We start from the raw sequence: 14,321 nt of genomic DNA, 5'->3' as shown, positions 1-14,321 counted from the left end.
CTACGGACGGACGTTGTCGGTGATGAGCCGGAGGACACCGCGTTTGACGGCGACCTGGCGGATACGGCAGTCGCTGGAACGGTCGCCGCACGCGCACATGTCGTCGGCGGGGTTGTTCTCGTGCCATTGGAGGAGGCCGCGCCAGTAGGCGGCCCATTCGACGTTGACCTGGGGCATGACGGTGCTGCTCCTTCGCTGTGGGTGAGGTGGGGCGGGCACCGGTCCACTCGTCGTCGGCATCGCCGGGGAAGCGATGTGTGAATGCCGACGGTCGGCGTGGTGGACCTCGCGGTGGTGCCCGCCCCCGCGACCCCCTGGACGGGTCGCCCTCAACCCCGGCCGGGTGTGAGCTCGCGCCGGGGGAGTTTCGCGGTGGGTTAAGGCGTGCGGGCGTGATAGACAGGACGTTGATCGGGTTTCCGCAACGCGGGACCTCCGGTTGTTTGGGGACCAGGGCGGGTCCTCGGGTCCAATCGAAGCAACCCGCCCTGGTCGTACCTTCCCGTGGAGATGGTCCGTTGACCCCACGAGTGTCTACATGAGCCTGCCAGCGATCATGACGTATCGTATTGGCTCACTCACGTCTTAGTTGTACCATGATCGGGCCTATGGCGCATACATGCGCCACCGGATTTCTTCGGATTTTTTCTCCCGACCCCCACGAAGGATTGGACCCATGGGCCGGTACCGCAAACCGACGATTCGAACGCTGTGGCTCGGCGAGGCGATGCGCGAAATCCGCGACGTCGCCGGTCTCACGGCGAAAGAAGCGGGAATTCACCTCGGCCGCGACGGCTCCACGATCACCCGTATGGAAGCGGGTGAAGTCCCTGTCAGCGAGGACATGCTTCACGCCTACCTCGAAATGTGCGGCGTCACCGAGCCGCACCGCCGCACAGATCTCATGACCATCCGCAAGGATGCGGCACAGGCCGGCTGGTGGGACGGATACACCGGTGACGTTGTTTCGACGCTCATCGATAGGGCGTGGATGGAATCGCGGGCAACGGCCATCAAAGTCTTCGAGATGGCCTGCCTTCCCGGCCTCCTTCAAGTGCCCGATTACGCCGAAGCACTCATGCGTGCACGTCAGCCCGGCGCGTCCGAAGAGGAGATCACGCGGTGGATCGAGCTTCGCATGACTCGCCAACACGTTCTGAGCACGCACCGGCCGCTCAAATTCACCTGCATCATTGCCGAACACCTGCTGCGCGAGCGGGCCGGGAATGACGAGACCATGAAAGCCCAACTCAACCACCTCTTGGGCGCCATGCGCAGACCTGGGACCGACGTGCGGATTCTCCCCGTCGGCACATGCACGGGCCAAGAAGGCTCATTTGAGGTCTTCACGCTTGTCGATCCCTATCCAGAAGTCGCCTACCTGGCGAGTTCGGCCGGTGACATCTGCGTCGAAGCGGAACCGGTTGAACAGCTAGCCCAGGCGTATGATCGGCTTCTGGACGCCTCCCTGGACCCGAAGGCGTCGAAGAAACTCATCACCGCCGAGAGGGACAAGCTGTGAGCACCCATATCGAGGTGTCGGCGTGGCGCAAGAGCACCCGAAGCGGAAGCGGCGGAAGCGGCAACAACTGTGTCGAGGTCGGCGCCTGGCGCAAGAGCAGCCGCAGTGGCAGCGGCGGTACTGGTAACTGCATCGAAGTCGCCGCCTGCACCGATTCCGCGCACGGCGTCGCCATCCGCGACACCAAACACCGCGAGGGCGCGACCCTGGCGACGGACCGTCCAGAGTGGACGTCCTTCGTCGCGGCCGTCAGGTCGGGCGCCTTCGACGCCTGACCCATCGCCCTGACACCAAGGCCCTGACACCAAGGCTCTGACACCAAGGCCCGGCCGCTCTCCCGAGCGTCCGGGCCTTCGCCGTTGCCGCATCCCCGCGCCCTCCCGCCCAACCCCGCGCCGCCACACCCGTCCTGCTTCCCGCCGCACCCTCCCCTCCCCGTCCCCTTCTTCGCCCCTCCCCCTCTCCGTCCCGCGCCCCTCTCCGTCCCGCGCCCTCCCCCCTCTCCGTCCCGTGCCCTCCCGCCCAACCCCGCGCCGCCACACCCGTCCCGCTTCCCGCCGCACCCCCCTCCCCCTCTCCGTCCCGCGCCCTCCCCATCACCCTCAAGACAGAACGTTGACAGTCCGGTCACGATCCCATAACCTCAGCTCACCTTTAAACTTCCTTACTATTTGTTCGGAGGACAAGATGAGGAAGACGCTGAGAGGCTTCTTATTAGGCGCGGTCGCGCTGGTCGTCGCACTGGGAGCGGCGCAACCCGCACACGCGGCCGAGAACCTCACCGCCACCTACAAACTCGGCAGTGACTGGGGCACCGGCTACGGTGCCGACTACACGATCAAGAACACCGGCACCACGGCATCGGCGTCCTGGACGCTCAAGTTCACCCTCGCCCCCGGTCACCGGATCTCGTCCCTCTGGGAGGGCACGTACACCGTTTCCGGCCAGGACGTGACCGTCAAGAACACCGGCTGGAACGGCGCCATCGCCCCCGGCGCCTCGGTGAAGATCGGCTACAACGCCTCCTATTCCGGCGCTCAGGCGGCGCCCACGAACTGCACCGTCAACGGCACCTCCTGCTCCGGTGGCCCCGGCCCCGGCGACGACACGCAGGCACCGACCACGCCGGGCAACCTCGCGGCACCGACGGCGACCGCCAACACCGTCTCCCTGCAGTGGACGGCCAGCACCGACAACGTCGGCGTCACCGGCTACGACGTCTTCGTCAACAACGCGCAGTCGGCGACCGCGCCCGGCAACGCGACCTCCGCGGTCGTCGGCGGGCTCACCGCCAACACGACCTACAGCTTCAAGATCCGCGCTCGCGACGCCAAGGGCAACGTGTCCGGCTTCTCGAACACGGTCTCGAAGAAGACCCTTGAGGACGGCGGCCCCGGTCCCTCGTCGTACAAGAAGGTCGGCTACTTCACCCAGTGGGGCATCTACGCCCGCGGCTACCTCGTCAAGAGCATGGACACCACGGGTGCCGCCGCCGACCTGACCCACATCAACTACGCCTTCGGCAACGTCAGTGAGCAGGGCCGCTGCTTCGAGGCCAACCAGGCCGGCGTCGGTGACGCGTGGGCCGACTACCAGCGCAAGTTCGGCGCGGCCGAGTCCGTCGACGGCGTCGGCGACGTCTACAACCAGCCCCTCGCGGGCAACTTCTACCAGCTCAAGAAGCTCAAGGCGAAGTACCCGCACCTGAAGGTCAACCTGTCGCTGGGCGGCTGGACCTGGTCGAAGTACTTCTCCAACGCGGCCCTCCCCGCCAACCGGGTGGCCTTCGTGCAGAGCTGCATCGACCTGTACCTCAAGGGCAACCTCCCCTGCATCGGCGGGGAGGTGCAGTGCGGCAACGGTGTCGCCTACGGCGTCTTCGACGGCATCGACCTCGACTGGGAATGGCCGGGGTCGGAGGGGAACACCGGAAACGTCATCCGCCCCGAGGACAAGCAGAACTTCACCGCACTGGTCGCCGAGTTCCGCAGGCAACTCGACGCCTACGGGGCGACGGTCGGCAGGCACTTCGAGCTGACCGCCTTCGTCCCGGCCGACCCGGCGAAGATCACCGCCGGTTTCGAGGTTCCCGCGCTCATGCAGAACTTCGACTTCGTCACCGTGCAGGGCTATGACCTGTACGGCGCCTGGGGTCCGCAGACCAACCACCAGGCGCAGATCTACTCGCCCCCGGGCGACCCGTCGCCCACGAAGTGGTCGGGCGACCTCGCCGTCAACGAGTACATCGCCCGCGGCGCACCGGCCTCGAAACTGGTGCTCGGGGTCCCGGCCTTCGGCCGCGGCTGGGCGGGCGTACCGGCGACCAACAACGGGCTCTATCAGACGAGCACCGGTGCGGCGCCCGGAACCTACGAACCGGGCATCGAGGACTACGACGTCTTGAAGAACCGGCCGGGCACGCGCTACACCGACTCGGCGGCGATGGCGATCTGGCTGTACTCCAACGGCCAGTTCTGGTCCTATGACGACGTCACGACGATGACCAACAAGATGACCTACATCAAGGGCAAGAAGCTCGGTGGAGCGATGATCTGGTCGCTCGACGGAGACGACGGAACCCTCACCAACGCGATCGACCTCGGCTTGCGCTGACCGGAATCGCACGTGCGGCCCCGCGTCCTTTGTGGACGCGGGGCCGTTCGACGTATTCCGCCGGGGCGCCACGGACTCCACAATGGACCGGTGGCCGCCGCCCGGGAGACACGGCGGCCCGGCGAAGGGGGGCACCGTGGAACCCGTACTGGCGGTCGACTTCGGGACCTCCACCACCGTCGCGGTGGTCCGCCACGGCGACGGCCGGAGCGAGACGATCCTCTTCGACGGCGCGCCGACGCTGCCGTCGGCGGTCTTCGCCAAACCCGGCGCCGGCCTGCTCACCGGCCGCGACGCCCTTGCCGCGGGACTGGCCGCGCCCGGCCGCTTCGAGCCGCACCCCAAACTCCACGTCGACGACGAGGCGGTGTGGCTCGGCGTCGAGGTCACCGTCGTGGACATGTTCGCGGCCGTCCTGCGCCGGGTCGCGAACGAGGCGGGACCCGTCGGCCGCGTCGTGCTCACCCACCCCGCCGCCTGGGACGAGACCCGCCGGGACACGCTCCTGCGCGCCGCCGGACGAGCCGGTCTCGCGCCGGTGACGCTCGTGCCCGAGCCCGTCGCCGCCGCGCGCTACTTCGACGCGCGTTCCCCGGGTCCGGTCGCCGTCTACGACTTCGGCTCGGGGAGCTTCAACGTGTCGGTGGTCGCCGAGGGCCGGGTCCTCGCCGCCGACGGCCTCGACGACCTCGGCGGCCTCGACATCGACGCCGCCGTCGTCGACCTCCTCGACACGACCATCGAGGCCGACGACTCCGCCCGCGAGGCCTGGTCACGGCTCCGCAGCCCGCGCGGGCCCGAGGACAGGCGCGCCTGGCGCCGCTTCGCCGAGGACGTGCGCGGCGCGAAGGAGCTGCTGTCCCGCACCCGCCAGGCGCTCCTCCACATCCCCATGGCCGAACGCGACGTGCCGCTCACCCGCGAGCACCTGGAGACGATCGCCGAACCCCTGATCCGCCGCACCGTCGCGACGACGAGGGCCGCCCTCACGACGGCCGGACTGACCGGCGCGGCGGGGATCTACGTCGTCGGAGGGGCCAGCCGCATGCCCCTCGTCGCAACGCTGCTGCACCGGATCCTCGGCATCCCGACGGTCACGGCCGCCGAGCCCGAACTCGTGGTCGCCCGGGGCGCGAGCCTCCTCGCCGACGAGCCCGCCCGCGAGGTGCTCCTCGCCCACGCCGCCGCCTCGATGCGCGCGCTGACCACGCGACGAAGACGCGAGCTCGCGACGCGGCCGGTGGAGGGGACGCCGGTCGCGGACCGTGCCCTGGAGAGGCTCCCCCGTCCCACCGCTTCGGCACCGGCGGCTCCCGCCTGGCGGCCCAGCACCCGGATCCTCCTCGGCCTGATCGCGGCCGGGGCCGTCGGCGTGGCCGGCATCGTGACGCTGGTGCTGTGGAAGGTGGCGGCGGGGTAGGACCACCGACCCGGGGTGGCGGGTTCCGGCCTCGCGGACCGCGCGACCGGCCCCGCCGATCACCCGGCCTGAGCCCGTCGGCGTGGCCGCGCCCCCGCCGGTGCTCTCCATCTCACCGCGGCTCCACCGCACCGTCGCGCCGCTACGCTCGGCTCATGATCGGCAAGCGAACCCGACGGCACGGACTCGTCCTCATCCTCGCCGCCACGGCGGCGCTCACCTCGGCGTGCGGTTCCGTCGAGGCCGAGGATGTGCCCGGTGTCTTCCACAGTGACGAAACCGGCGCCTCGATCACGCTCGGGGCCGACTCGACCTTCACCGCGACCGGCGTCGCGCCGGACGACGTCTCCGGGAGTGGGGGCGCCGATCCCGTCGACTTCAGCGGGACGTGGGAGTTCGTCAACGACTTCGTCTACCTGACGGTCGACGACGGCGGGCTCGGCAAGCTCGCCGGGGTCCAGCTGTACCCCGACGGTGTGGACGAGGTCGAGTTCCGCGCCGATCCCGACGGCCCGCCGTCCCTGGAGTTCACCCGCGTCGCCACACCGTAGGCCTCCAGGCGTTACGCGGCCCCGCACCCACCCCCGAGCGCGGGGCCGTTCTGTGCGGTCGCCGAGCTACTGGAGCCTGTTGGCGTATACGTGCTCGGCGACGTTCCTGCCCAGGTCGAGGCCCCCGTCGGCGTCGACCTGATAGTGCACGCCAAGGAAGACCCGGCTGCGGGCGTCCTCCTCGGCGGCCTCGGTGAAGCTGTCGAAGGCGCGGACGACGCCCCTGGCGTGCGGGTCGTCGGTCGTCGCCTCGAAGGCGACGTCGTCCTCGCCCAGGAAGAGGCGCATGGTCTGCGCCCAGGCCCCGGCGAGGGTCGCGTGGCCGGAGACGTAGGCCGGGAAAGGTGGCGAGAAGCTGAATCCCGACCGGTCCTGCGACAGCGGACGCCAGTCGGCGTCCGGCTCGGTGCCGGGCCGCCCGTCCTCGGCGGCGTGGTGCACGGCCGACTCGGGCCGCCACAGGTCGATGCCGCTGAGGTACTTCACGTCCCAGGCGGCGATGGTCGCGTCGGCCATGGCCATCGCGACGAGCGCGAAGAGCCGCACGTTCTCCAAAAGGGACAGTCCCTTCTGGAGGGACACGATCCGGGTGTGCTCGAAGTGCTGCCCGGGCGGTTTGTAGGTGCCGTCGAGGTCGTTGGCCCAGAAGAAGGCCTGCTCGGTCTCGTCGGGCGTCCGGCGCGCCGACTCGCGCCCGCCGAGTTCGCGCACCTCGTCGACCTGCCGCTCGTAGAAGCCGCTGGCCAGCAGCTTCTCGTAGTTGTCGGCGTCGTTGGGCGGCTGCGGGCGGAACTGGTCGCCCGAGCTGAGCGCCCACGGCTTGACGAGTCCCCAGTGCGGACTCGCGGCGGCACCCGAACCGGTCGGGCGCCAGGCGCCCGGCTCCAGCACGGCGACATAGGGCGGCGAGACCTCCGAGCCGTCGCCGGACCGGTCGCGCAGCACGGCCTCCGCCGCCGCGGTGCCGATCGCCGCACCCCGGATCAGCGGCACGGGACGGACCCGCGAACCGAGGCGCGACGTGGCCTCGTCGAGCGCGACGGTGAAGTCACGGCCGGGGTAGAGGGTGCGCAGTGCCTGGTAGGCGGCCTGGTTGACGGCCCCTTCCAGCGAGGGCTCGACACCGTCGACGTAGGGCGGGAACCGCAGCGCGTAGGGCGTCGCGGTCCGCGCGACGGCCACGGCCGCGTCGTACATCGCGACGTGCACGATCGCGGCGGCGCGGCTGATCGTCGTCGGCGGACCCCCGGTGGCGCGGACGGCGGCGATGAGCTCGGCGTTCCAGTGGAGGACGGGATCGTTGAACTGTCCGGTCATTGCGGCAAACCCCCGTGTGCCTGAAGAGACGCACCAACGGTGCGGAATCGGCGCCCCGGATTCTTGAACGTCAGGGCAGGAGTCCTTTATATCCACGGCAAAGGAGGCACTCGGTACGGTTCGCCCGCTTGACCCGGATTGTCTACAAGAGACGGTCAGGAGGCAGTGCCCGCCCGGCTTCCGGATACATCCGGACGCCGGATGCGCGGGCACAGTTCGGCGCCGCGAAACAGTCCGAAGTGGACACTTCACACTCGTCCGGCGGCCGGGCGCGTCCGCCCGAACGGACGATCGCCGCCCCGTCAGACCAGAGCCGGAGCCAGCAGCTCCCGGATCTCCTTCACCGCGGCTCTTCCGGCCCGGTTCGCGCCCACCGTGCTCGCCGAAGGGCCGTATCCGACCAGGTGCACGCGCGGGTCGGCGACCACCCGCGTCCCGTCCATCCGGACTCCCCCGCCCGGCTCGCGCAGACGCAGGGGCGCCAGGTGGTCCAGCGACGCGCGGAAGCCCGTCGCCCACAGGATCACGTCGGCGGCGACGAAACGCCCGTCGTCCCAGAGCACGCCCTCCGGCGTGATCCGGTCGAACATCGGCAGCCGGTCCAGCGCGCCGGTGTCCCGCGCGGCCTGGATCGCCGGTGTCAGGGGGTATCCGGTCACGCGCACGACGCTCTCCGGCGGCAGCCCGGCGCGCACGCGCTCGTCGACGCGGGCCACGACCTCGCGCCCGCGCTGCTCGGTCCACGGTTCGGTGTGGAACTCCGGCTCACGCCGGGTCACCCACGTCGTCTCGGCGGCGACCCCGTGCAGCTCCAGGAGGTGCCCGAGCGCCGAGGCGCCCGCACCGACCACGACGACGCGCTTGCCCGCGAACTCCTCCGCCGAGTGGTATCCGGCGGTGTGGATGTGCCGTCCCCGAAACGACGCCATGCCCGGGTAGTGCGGCCAGAAGGGCTTCTCCCACGTACCCGTCGCGTTGATGATCGCGCGGGCCGACCAGGCGCCCTTGTCGGTGTCGACGAGCAACCGCCCGCCGACGGTCTCGTGCACGGAGGCGACGTTCACCGGCCGCTGGACGCGCAGGCCGAAACGCCGTTCGTACTCGGCGAAGTACCGGGGCACGACCTCGTTTGCCCGGGCCGCGGGGTCGAGTTCGCCGAAGCCGAGGGCCATGTCGGGCAGGTCGAAGATGCCGTGCACCTTCTCCACGGTCAGCGAGTCCCAGCGGTGCAGCCAGGCTCCGCCCGGCGCGAGATTGTGGTCGAGGACCACCGATCCGGTTCCGGGCGCGAAACCGGCACGGTTGAGGTGGTAGGCCGCCGACAGGCCGGCCTGCCCGGCGCCGATCACCACCACGTCCACGTCGTGTGTCACGCCGTTCGACAACGCCGGCGGCGGCGGTCCGATTCCGGGTTGTCGCGCGCGTCACGACGGACGTGACGCGCGCGGCACCGTCAGTCCTCCGCTATCGACAGCGCACCCGAGGGGCAGAGGTCGCAGGCCTCCCGGACGGCGTCCTCATAGGTCTTGCCGGGTTCGGCGATGAGCAGCAGCACCCGCCCGTCCTCCGGATCCTGATCGAACACGTCGGGCTCGGTCAGTACGCACTGACCGGCTCCGACACACACCTCACGATCGGCGATGACGCGCATGTTCCCTCCCATCACCAGGTGACCGGCACCTCGTTGATGCCGTAGACGAGCGCTTCGTCCTTGTACGAAAGGCTTTCGGCCGGGACCGCCAGAGTCAAGCCCGGCACGCGGCCGAAGAGCGTGCGATAGACGATGTCGAGTTCGAGGCGCGCCAGGTTCTGCCCGAGGCACTGGTGGACGCCGTAGCCGAAGGCGACGTGGTTGCGCGCGTTGCGGGTGATGTCGAGGGAGTCGGGTTCGGGGTAGGCGTGGGGATCGCGGTTGGCGGCGAGCCCGGAGGCGATCAGTCCCTCGCCGGCGCGGATGGTGATCCCGCCGACCTCGATGTCGGCCGTCGCCGTGCGGGCGGTGACGGTGTCGGCGATGGTGAAGAAGCGCAGCAGTTCCTCGACGGCCTTGGGCATCAGGGTGTCCGGGTCCTCGCGCAGGGCACGCAGCTGCTCGGGGTCTTCGAGCAGCGCGACGGTGCCGAGGCTGATCATGTTCGCGGTCGTCTCGTGCCCGGCGATGAGCAGCAGCTGGGCGAGGCCGACGAGTTCCTCGGAGTCGTGGTCGCCGTTCTCCCGGCCGGCGACGATGAGGCGGCCGATGAGGTCGTCGGTGGGCGCCTTCTCCTTACGCGCCACCAGGTCGCGGAAGTAGTCGCCGAGGTCGTGGAAGGCCTTCAGGCCGTCCTCGGGCGCGCGCTTGAAGCTGATGAGGGTGGCCGTGCGGTCCTGGAAGAAGTCGTGGTCGGCGTAGGGGACGCCGAGGAGTTCGCAGATGACCATCGACGGCACCGGCAGGGAGACCTTCGCGACGAGGTCGACCGGCCGCCCGTCCTTGCCGGATTCCAGCAGGTCGTCGACGGCGCCGTCGACGATCTCCTGGACGCGGGGACGCAGTTCCCTGGTCCGGCGGACGGTGAACTCGGTGATCACCGACCGGCGCAGTCGCGTGTGGAACGGCGGGTCGACGCCGATCAGCGAGGGCCGGAACTCCTTGAACTTCTCGGTGATCTCGGGATCGGGCTGCTTGAACCGGATCGGGAAGTTGTCGCGGCCCCGGTCGGAGGAGACGTGCGGGCTGGCGAGTACCTGGCGGACCTGGTCGTGGGCGGTGATGAGCCAGGCGACGCGGCCGCTGGGGAGGGCCACCCGGACCGGCGTGTCACCTTGGCGGATCTCTGCGTACTCCCCGGGTGGGTGGAACGGACAGGATCGCTGGGTCGGAAAGGCGGGAATCTCGTCTACCTGCAGCTCAGAGGCATCGATCTGGGTCATGATTACCCTCACTCTCGCTGAGAAGCGGAGGATTTTCTTCCGGTTGAAGCCCACTGTACGCAACCGGAGGGATACCGTCCAGATAGGACACCGAGAAAGGCGCCGAGACCGTGTCCCAGCCCCCCGAACCCCCGGCCCGTCGCCGCGCCGACGCCCAGCGCAACCGCGACAAGATCGTCGCCACCGCCCACCAGGCCTTCATCCGGCACGGGATCGGTGTGCCGATGGAGGAGATCGCCCGCCGCGCCGAGGTCGGCGTCGGCACCCTCTACCGCCACTTCGGCGACCGCGAGGCCCTGCTCAGGGCCGTCGTCGCCACCGCCATCGACAATCTGATCACCCTGTCCCGCAAGGAGACCGACCACGAGAGCGACCCGTGGGGAGCGCTGTGCCGCTTCATGCGGCGCTGCGTCGAACTGCGCCTCGGCGCGCCCCTGTCCGCCCTGCGCCCGCGCTTGAAGGACGCCGTCATGGAGATCCCGGAGGTCGCGCACGCCACCAGCACGATGCTCGACATGCTCGACCCGCTCGTCGCGGGCGCCCAGGCGCGCGGCGACATGCGCGACGACGTCGGCACCGGCGATGTGCTGGGAATGCTGGCGATGCTGGTGCGGCACGAGACCGAGATCGCCGAAGACCACAAGTGGGTCGCGATGCGGCACCTGGAGATCGTGCTCGACGGACTGCGCGCCCGCTCGGACTCGCCGCTGCCGGGTCACCCCATGGACGGCACCGACCCGCCGACCTGGCACGCCTCGCGCGTACGGTGAGCGGGTGGACACGATCTTCGCCGATGTCGACGGCGGCCAGGCCGAACTAGTGCCCGACCCTGGCCGCGAGGGGTCGTGGACGCTGTACGTCGCCTCGGTGGCACAGTCCTATGTGGACATGACCGCGCCGAAGCGGCTGGAGTTCGAGTACGTCCGCAAGATCGCCCGGATCCTCGACGCGGCCGCGAAACCACGTGAGCCACTGCGCGTGCTGCATCTGGGCGCCGGCGCGCTGACCATCCCCCGCTACATCGCCGCAGCGCGGCCCGGTTCGGTGCAGAAGGTCGTCGACCGCGACGCGCGGCTGCTCGACTTCGTGCTCGTCCACCTGCCGCTGCGCAGGGACGCCGATGTCACGCCGACCGTCGCCGACGCCCGCGAGGCCGTCGGCGCGTCCGCGGCCGGGGAGTGGGACGTCGTCGTCGGCGACATCTACAACGGCGCCCAGATGCCCTCGCACGTCAGCGGAGTGGAGTTCGCGCGGGAGGTCGAGCGGATCCTGGCGCCCGGCGGGCTCTACATCGTGAACGTCACCGACCTGCCGATGCTCAGCTTCACCCGCCGTCTCACCGCCGGACTGCGCGAGGCCTTCGCCGACGTCGTGCTCATCGGCGAGCCGGGCATGCTGCGCGGCAGGCGTTACGGGAATCTGGTGCTCGCGGCGGGCGAGGAGCTGCCCCGGGGCATCGCGGGCGACGGGAAGGGCGTGGTGCACGGGGCCGCGCTGGCGAAGTTCGCCGGGGGCGCCCGGCCGTTGTCGGACGACGCGCCGGAGGCGTCGCCGACGTAGGTGTGTCCGTCGCCACTCCTGTCACACTTTCGCCGCGGGGCGCGTCATTCCAGTGAAAGCACGAGAACTGGAATCGACTTAGAGGAGCCGACCATGGAAGCCCGCATGAAGCACCCCGCCTTCGTCCTCGACGGTGCCCTCGCCGCCCTGCAGGCGGTCGGCAAGACGTACCTGTCGGCCGGGGTCTCCCGTGAGCTCCTGGAGATCACCAACCTGCGCGCCAGCCAGATCAACGGCTGCGCGGTCTGCGTCGAGATGCACTCGCAGGCGCTGAAGAAGGCCGGCGAGACCGACGAGAAGATCTGGGCGGTCGCGTCCTGGCGCGAGGCGCCGTACTTCTCCGAGGCCGAGCGCGCGGCCCTGCGCCTCTCGGAGGAGATGACGCGGCTGGCCGACGCCGGGGACGTTACCGACGAGACCTGGGCCGAGGTCGAGAAGCACTTCGACGAGCGGCAGCGCGCGGCCCTGGTCATGAGCCTCTCGATGATCAACGTCTGGAACCGGCTCAACGCCACCACCCGCCAGCCCTCCGGGCAGAAGTGGGGCTGATCCGCCCGATGGCGCGGCCCGAACGCGGGCCGCGCCCACGTTCCCGGCCCTAGACCGGGTCCAGCTCCAGCCCGTACTCCTCGCGCAGCGCCGTGACCTGCGCGGGAGTCGCCAGCACGTAGAGGCTCTCGCTCCACTCGCCGTCGACGTCACCGCGGGTGTGGAAGAAGACGCGCCCGTCGTCGGGTTCGAGGTCGCCGACGCACTCCCAGATCGACAGCATGTCCAGCTGTCCGGGCGCGATGTGCTCGACCTCCCAGCCGTACTCCTCACCGTCGAGCACGAAGGTCAAAAGCTCCTCGCCGTCCTCGTCCTCGCCCAGTTCGACCTCGGACACCGTCCGGTCGCTCAGGGCCGCGAGGTCTTCGAGGAGGTCCTGGTAGGCCTCTTCGAGGTCGTCGACGTCATCGTTGGAGACACCGACGCCCACGCCGAGCGTTTCGACGATCTCGGCCCAGTCGTACTCGCCGGGACGGTCGGCCGGATCCCCCTCCTCGGTGAGGGCGAGGTCGCGGTCGACGTCGGTGATCAGGCCCCACGCGACGAATCGGGTGGAGATCTCGCGCAGCGTCGCATTCGGCTCGGTCGGCATTGGGCGCATTCTGCCAGGTGAAGGTGACCGGCCGTCGGCGCGTGGCCCACATCACGGGCAGGCATCTTTGAACGCGTTCAATTAACGGCGTAGAGTCCCGACTGGAAGTTGAACACGTTCAACTAGGGAGTGCCCGTGGACCTGTCCGTACTGGGATACAGCATCTACCTGATCATTTCGGTCGTCCTGACCGTCTGGGTCGCCCGAACCCTCGCCCGCAACGGCGTCGTCTTCCTCAAAGACGTCTTCCGCGGCGACGGCGCCCTCGCCGAAGCCGTCAACAAGCTCCTCCAGGTCGGCTTCTACCTGATCAACCTCGGTTTCATCGCACTGTGGCTCACCGACTCACGGCCGCCGACGACCGCCCGTGAGGTCTTCGAGTCGGTCGCCTTCAAGATCGGCGCCGTTCTGCTCGTGCTCGGCACCATCCATCTGACCAACGTCTTCGTCCTCGGCCGCTTCCGCCGCCGCTCCATCCAGGGCGATCTGCGCAATTACGCCCTCCCGCCCGGAGCGCCGAGACAACCGGCTGTCTAGGCTTCGGCCTGTGACAGAACCGCCCGCTGCGGGCCGTGCCCGTGCCCGCAGCGAACACACCCGCAGCGCGATCCTTGAGACCGCGCTGCGGTTGTTCGCCGAGCGCGGCTACGACAAGACCACCATGCGCGCGATCGCCGCCGAGGCGGGCGTCTCGGTCGGCAACGCCTACTACTACTTCGACTCCAAGGACCACCTCATCCAGGGCTTCTACAGCCGGATGACCACCGAGCACGTCGCGCTGACCCGCGAACGCATCGCCGGTGAGACCGACCTGGCCGCACGCGTCGGCATCGCCCTCGAATGCTGGCTGGAGGTCGCCGAGCCCTATCACCGCTTCGCCGGGCAGTTCTTCCGCAACGCCGCCGACCCGTCGAGTCCGCTGAGCCCCTTCTCGCACGAGTCGGCGCCGGCCCGGCTGGAGGACACCGCGCTGTACCGGGAGGTCCTGGCGGGCACGTCGCTGAGGATCGCGCCCGAGATCGCCGACATCCTGCCCGAGATGCTGTGGCTGCACCAGATGGCGCTGGTCCTGTACTGGGTCTACGACCGGACGCCGGGGCAGCGGCGGACGCGGGAGCTGGCGAAGCGGACGGCGCCGATGGTGGCGCGGATCGTGACGCTGTCGCGGTACAAGGTGCTGCGGCCGCTCGTCCGGCAGGCCGAGGCGCTCGTGCGCGACTTCCTGATCATCGACGAGGGCGGGAATCCGGCCCCGCCGGACCCGGCGTGAGACACGCCCTCCGC

The 14,321-nt window shown here is 69.7% G+C and carries 16 protein-coding genes; 10 read left to right on the top strand and 6 right to left on the bottom strand.

Translation table 11 applies throughout. The annotated features are described in order from the left end of the window. Positions 1-177 (bottom strand): hypothetical protein, encoded by a 177-nt coding sequence (locus HNR73_RS14935; RefSeq protein ID WP_184788049.1) that lies wholly within the window; start codon positions 175-177, stop codon positions 1-3. Positions 178-676: 499 nt separating this feature from the next. Here HNR73_RS14935 and HNR73_RS14930 point away from each other — a divergent pair, with 499 nt between their 5' ends. From HNR73_RS14930 to HNR73_RS14910, 5 genes are all read left to right on the top strand, one after another. Further along, complete coding sequence (locus HNR73_RS14930) at positions 677-1,522, top strand: helix-turn-helix domain-containing protein (protein ID WP_184788048.1); 846 nt, start codon at positions 677-679, stop codon at positions 1,520-1,522. Next, positions 1,519-1,797 (top strand): DUF397 domain-containing protein, encoded by a 279-nt coding sequence (locus tag HNR73_RS14925; protein WP_184788047.1) that lies wholly within the window; start codon positions 1,519-1,521, stop codon positions 1,795-1,797. Before HNR73_RS14930 ends, HNR73_RS14925 begins: the two co-directional genes overlap by 4 nt. A gap of 412 nt (positions 1,798-2,209) precedes the next feature. Continuing rightward, entirely contained in the window at positions 2,210-4,135 is a 1,926-nt protein-coding gene (locus tag HNR73_RS14920) for a glycoside hydrolase family 18 chitinase (protein WP_184788046.1), read from the top strand. 136 nt (positions 4,136-4,271) lie between these two features. Continuing rightward, positions 4,272-5,555 (top strand): Hsp70 family protein, encoded by a 1,284-nt coding sequence (locus tag HNR73_RS14915; protein WP_184788045.1) that lies wholly within the window; start codon positions 4,272-4,274, stop codon positions 5,553-5,555. Positions 5,556-5,710: 155 nt separating this feature from the next. Next, positions 5,711-6,106 carry a lipocalin-like domain-containing protein gene (locus tag HNR73_RS14910; protein ID WP_184788044.1) on the top strand — a complete coding sequence of 132 codons (396 nt, stop codon included), beginning with the start codon at positions 5,711-5,713 and terminating at the stop codon, positions 6,104-6,106. A gap of 66 nt (positions 6,107-6,172) precedes the next feature. On the opposite strand, the gene HNR73_RS14905 is transcribed toward HNR73_RS14910, so the two are convergent. The 4 genes from HNR73_RS14905 to HNR73_RS14890 all read right to left on the bottom strand — a co-directional run bounded on the left by HNR73_RS14905 (position 6,173) and on the right by HNR73_RS14890 (position 10,210). Beyond that, positions 6,173-7,423 carry a vanadium-dependent haloperoxidase gene (locus HNR73_RS14905; protein ID WP_184788043.1) on the bottom strand — a complete coding sequence of 417 codons (1,251 nt, stop codon included), beginning with the start codon at positions 7,421-7,423 and terminating at the stop codon, positions 6,173-6,175. A gap of 302 nt (positions 7,424-7,725) precedes the next feature. After that, positions 7,726-8,796 (bottom strand): NAD(P)-binding domain-containing protein, encoded by a 1,071-nt coding sequence (locus HNR73_RS14900; RefSeq protein ID WP_203685729.1) that lies wholly within the window; start codon positions 8,794-8,796, stop codon positions 7,726-7,728. Positions 8,797-8,876: 80 nt separating this feature from the next. After that, positions 8,877-9,074: a ferredoxin gene (locus HNR73_RS14895; protein ID WP_184788041.1), complete on the bottom strand. Its 198-nt coding sequence runs from the start codon at positions 9,072-9,074 to the stop codon at positions 8,877-8,879. 11 nt (positions 9,075-9,085) lie between these two features. After that, positions 9,086-10,210, bottom strand: a complete 1,125-nt coding sequence (locus tag HNR73_RS14890; protein ID WP_239121926.1) for a cytochrome P450 — start codon at positions 10,208-10,210, stop codon at positions 9,086-9,088. A gap of 236 nt (positions 10,211-10,446) precedes the next feature. Here HNR73_RS14890 and HNR73_RS39050 point away from each other — a divergent pair, with 236 nt between their 5' ends. From HNR73_RS39050 to HNR73_RS14880, 3 genes are all read left to right on the top strand, one after another. Next, positions 10,447-11,106: a TetR/AcrR family transcriptional regulator gene (locus HNR73_RS39050; protein ID WP_221330929.1), complete on the top strand. Its 660-nt coding sequence runs from the start codon at positions 10,447-10,449 to the stop codon at positions 11,104-11,106. A 4-nt stretch (positions 11,107-11,110) separates the two neighbouring features. Continuing rightward, positions 11,111-11,896, top strand: a complete 786-nt coding sequence (locus HNR73_RS14885) for a spermidine synthase (RefSeq protein ID WP_221330960.1) — start codon at positions 11,111-11,113, stop codon at positions 11,894-11,896. Between the two features lie 93 nt (positions 11,897-11,989). Further along, positions 11,990-12,445, top strand: a complete 456-nt coding sequence (locus HNR73_RS14880) for a carboxymuconolactone decarboxylase family protein (RefSeq protein WP_184788038.1) — start codon at positions 11,990-11,992, stop codon at positions 12,443-12,445. Between the two features lie 49 nt (positions 12,446-12,494). Here HNR73_RS14880 and HNR73_RS14875 read toward each other — a convergent pair whose 3' ends face one another. Continuing rightward, on the bottom strand, positions 12,495-13,037 hold the full coding sequence (locus tag HNR73_RS14875) for a hypothetical protein (protein ID WP_184788037.1): 543 nt from the start codon (positions 13,035-13,037) through the stop codon (positions 12,495-12,497). A gap of 135 nt (positions 13,038-13,172) precedes the next feature. On the opposite strand from HNR73_RS14875, the gene HNR73_RS14870 reads away from it, so the two are divergent. Both HNR73_RS14870 and HNR73_RS14865 read left to right on the top strand, forming a co-directional pair. Further along, entirely contained in the window at positions 13,173-13,574 is a 402-nt protein-coding gene (locus tag HNR73_RS14870) for a hypothetical protein (protein WP_184788036.1), read from the top strand. A 10-nt stretch (positions 13,575-13,584) separates the two neighbouring features. Further along, complete coding sequence (locus tag HNR73_RS14865; protein ID WP_184788035.1) at positions 13,585-14,307, top strand: TetR/AcrR family transcriptional regulator; 723 nt, start codon at positions 13,585-13,587, stop codon at positions 14,305-14,307. The last annotated feature ends 14 nt before the right edge of the window (positions 14,308-14,321 follow it).

The organism is Phytomonospora endophytica, assembly GCF_014202425.1.
GTDB lineage: Bacteria > Actinomycetota > Actinomycetes > Mycobacteriales > Micromonosporaceae > Phytomonospora > Phytomonospora endophytica.
Note: the sequence above shows the minus strand (reverse complement) of the source record. Positions and strands in the feature narration are given on the sequence as shown.

Coding starts and splice junctions, on each gene's coding strand:
- HNR73_RS14880 (WP_184788038.1), top strand. CDS start 11,990: ATGGAAGCCCGCATGAAGCACCCCGCCTTCGTCCTCGACGGTGCCCTC.
- HNR73_RS14910 (WP_184788044.1), top strand. CDS start 5,711: ATGATCGGCAAGCGAACCCGACGGCACGGACTCGTCCTCATCCTCGCC.
- HNR73_RS14920 (WP_184788046.1), top strand. CDS start 2,210: ATGAGGAAGACGCTGAGAGGCTTCTTATTAGGCGCGGTCGCGCTGGTC.
- HNR73_RS14875 (WP_184788037.1), bottom strand. CDS start 13,037: ATGCCGACCGAGCCGAATGCGACGCTGCGCGAGATCTCCACCCGATTC.
- HNR73_RS14895 (WP_184788041.1), bottom strand. CDS start 9,074: ATGCGCGTCATCGCCGATCGTGAGGTGTGTGTCGGAGCCGGTCAGTGC.
- HNR73_RS14905 (WP_184788043.1), bottom strand. CDS start 7,423: ATGACCGGACAGTTCAACGATCCCGTCCTCCACTGGAACGCCGAGCTC.
- HNR73_RS14930 (WP_184788048.1), top strand. CDS start 677: ATGGGCCGGTACCGCAAACCGACGATTCGAACGCTGTGGCTCGGCGAG.
- HNR73_RS14935 (WP_184788049.1), bottom strand. CDS start 177: ATGCCCCAGGTCAACGTCGAATGGGCCGCCTACTGGCGCGGCCTCCTC.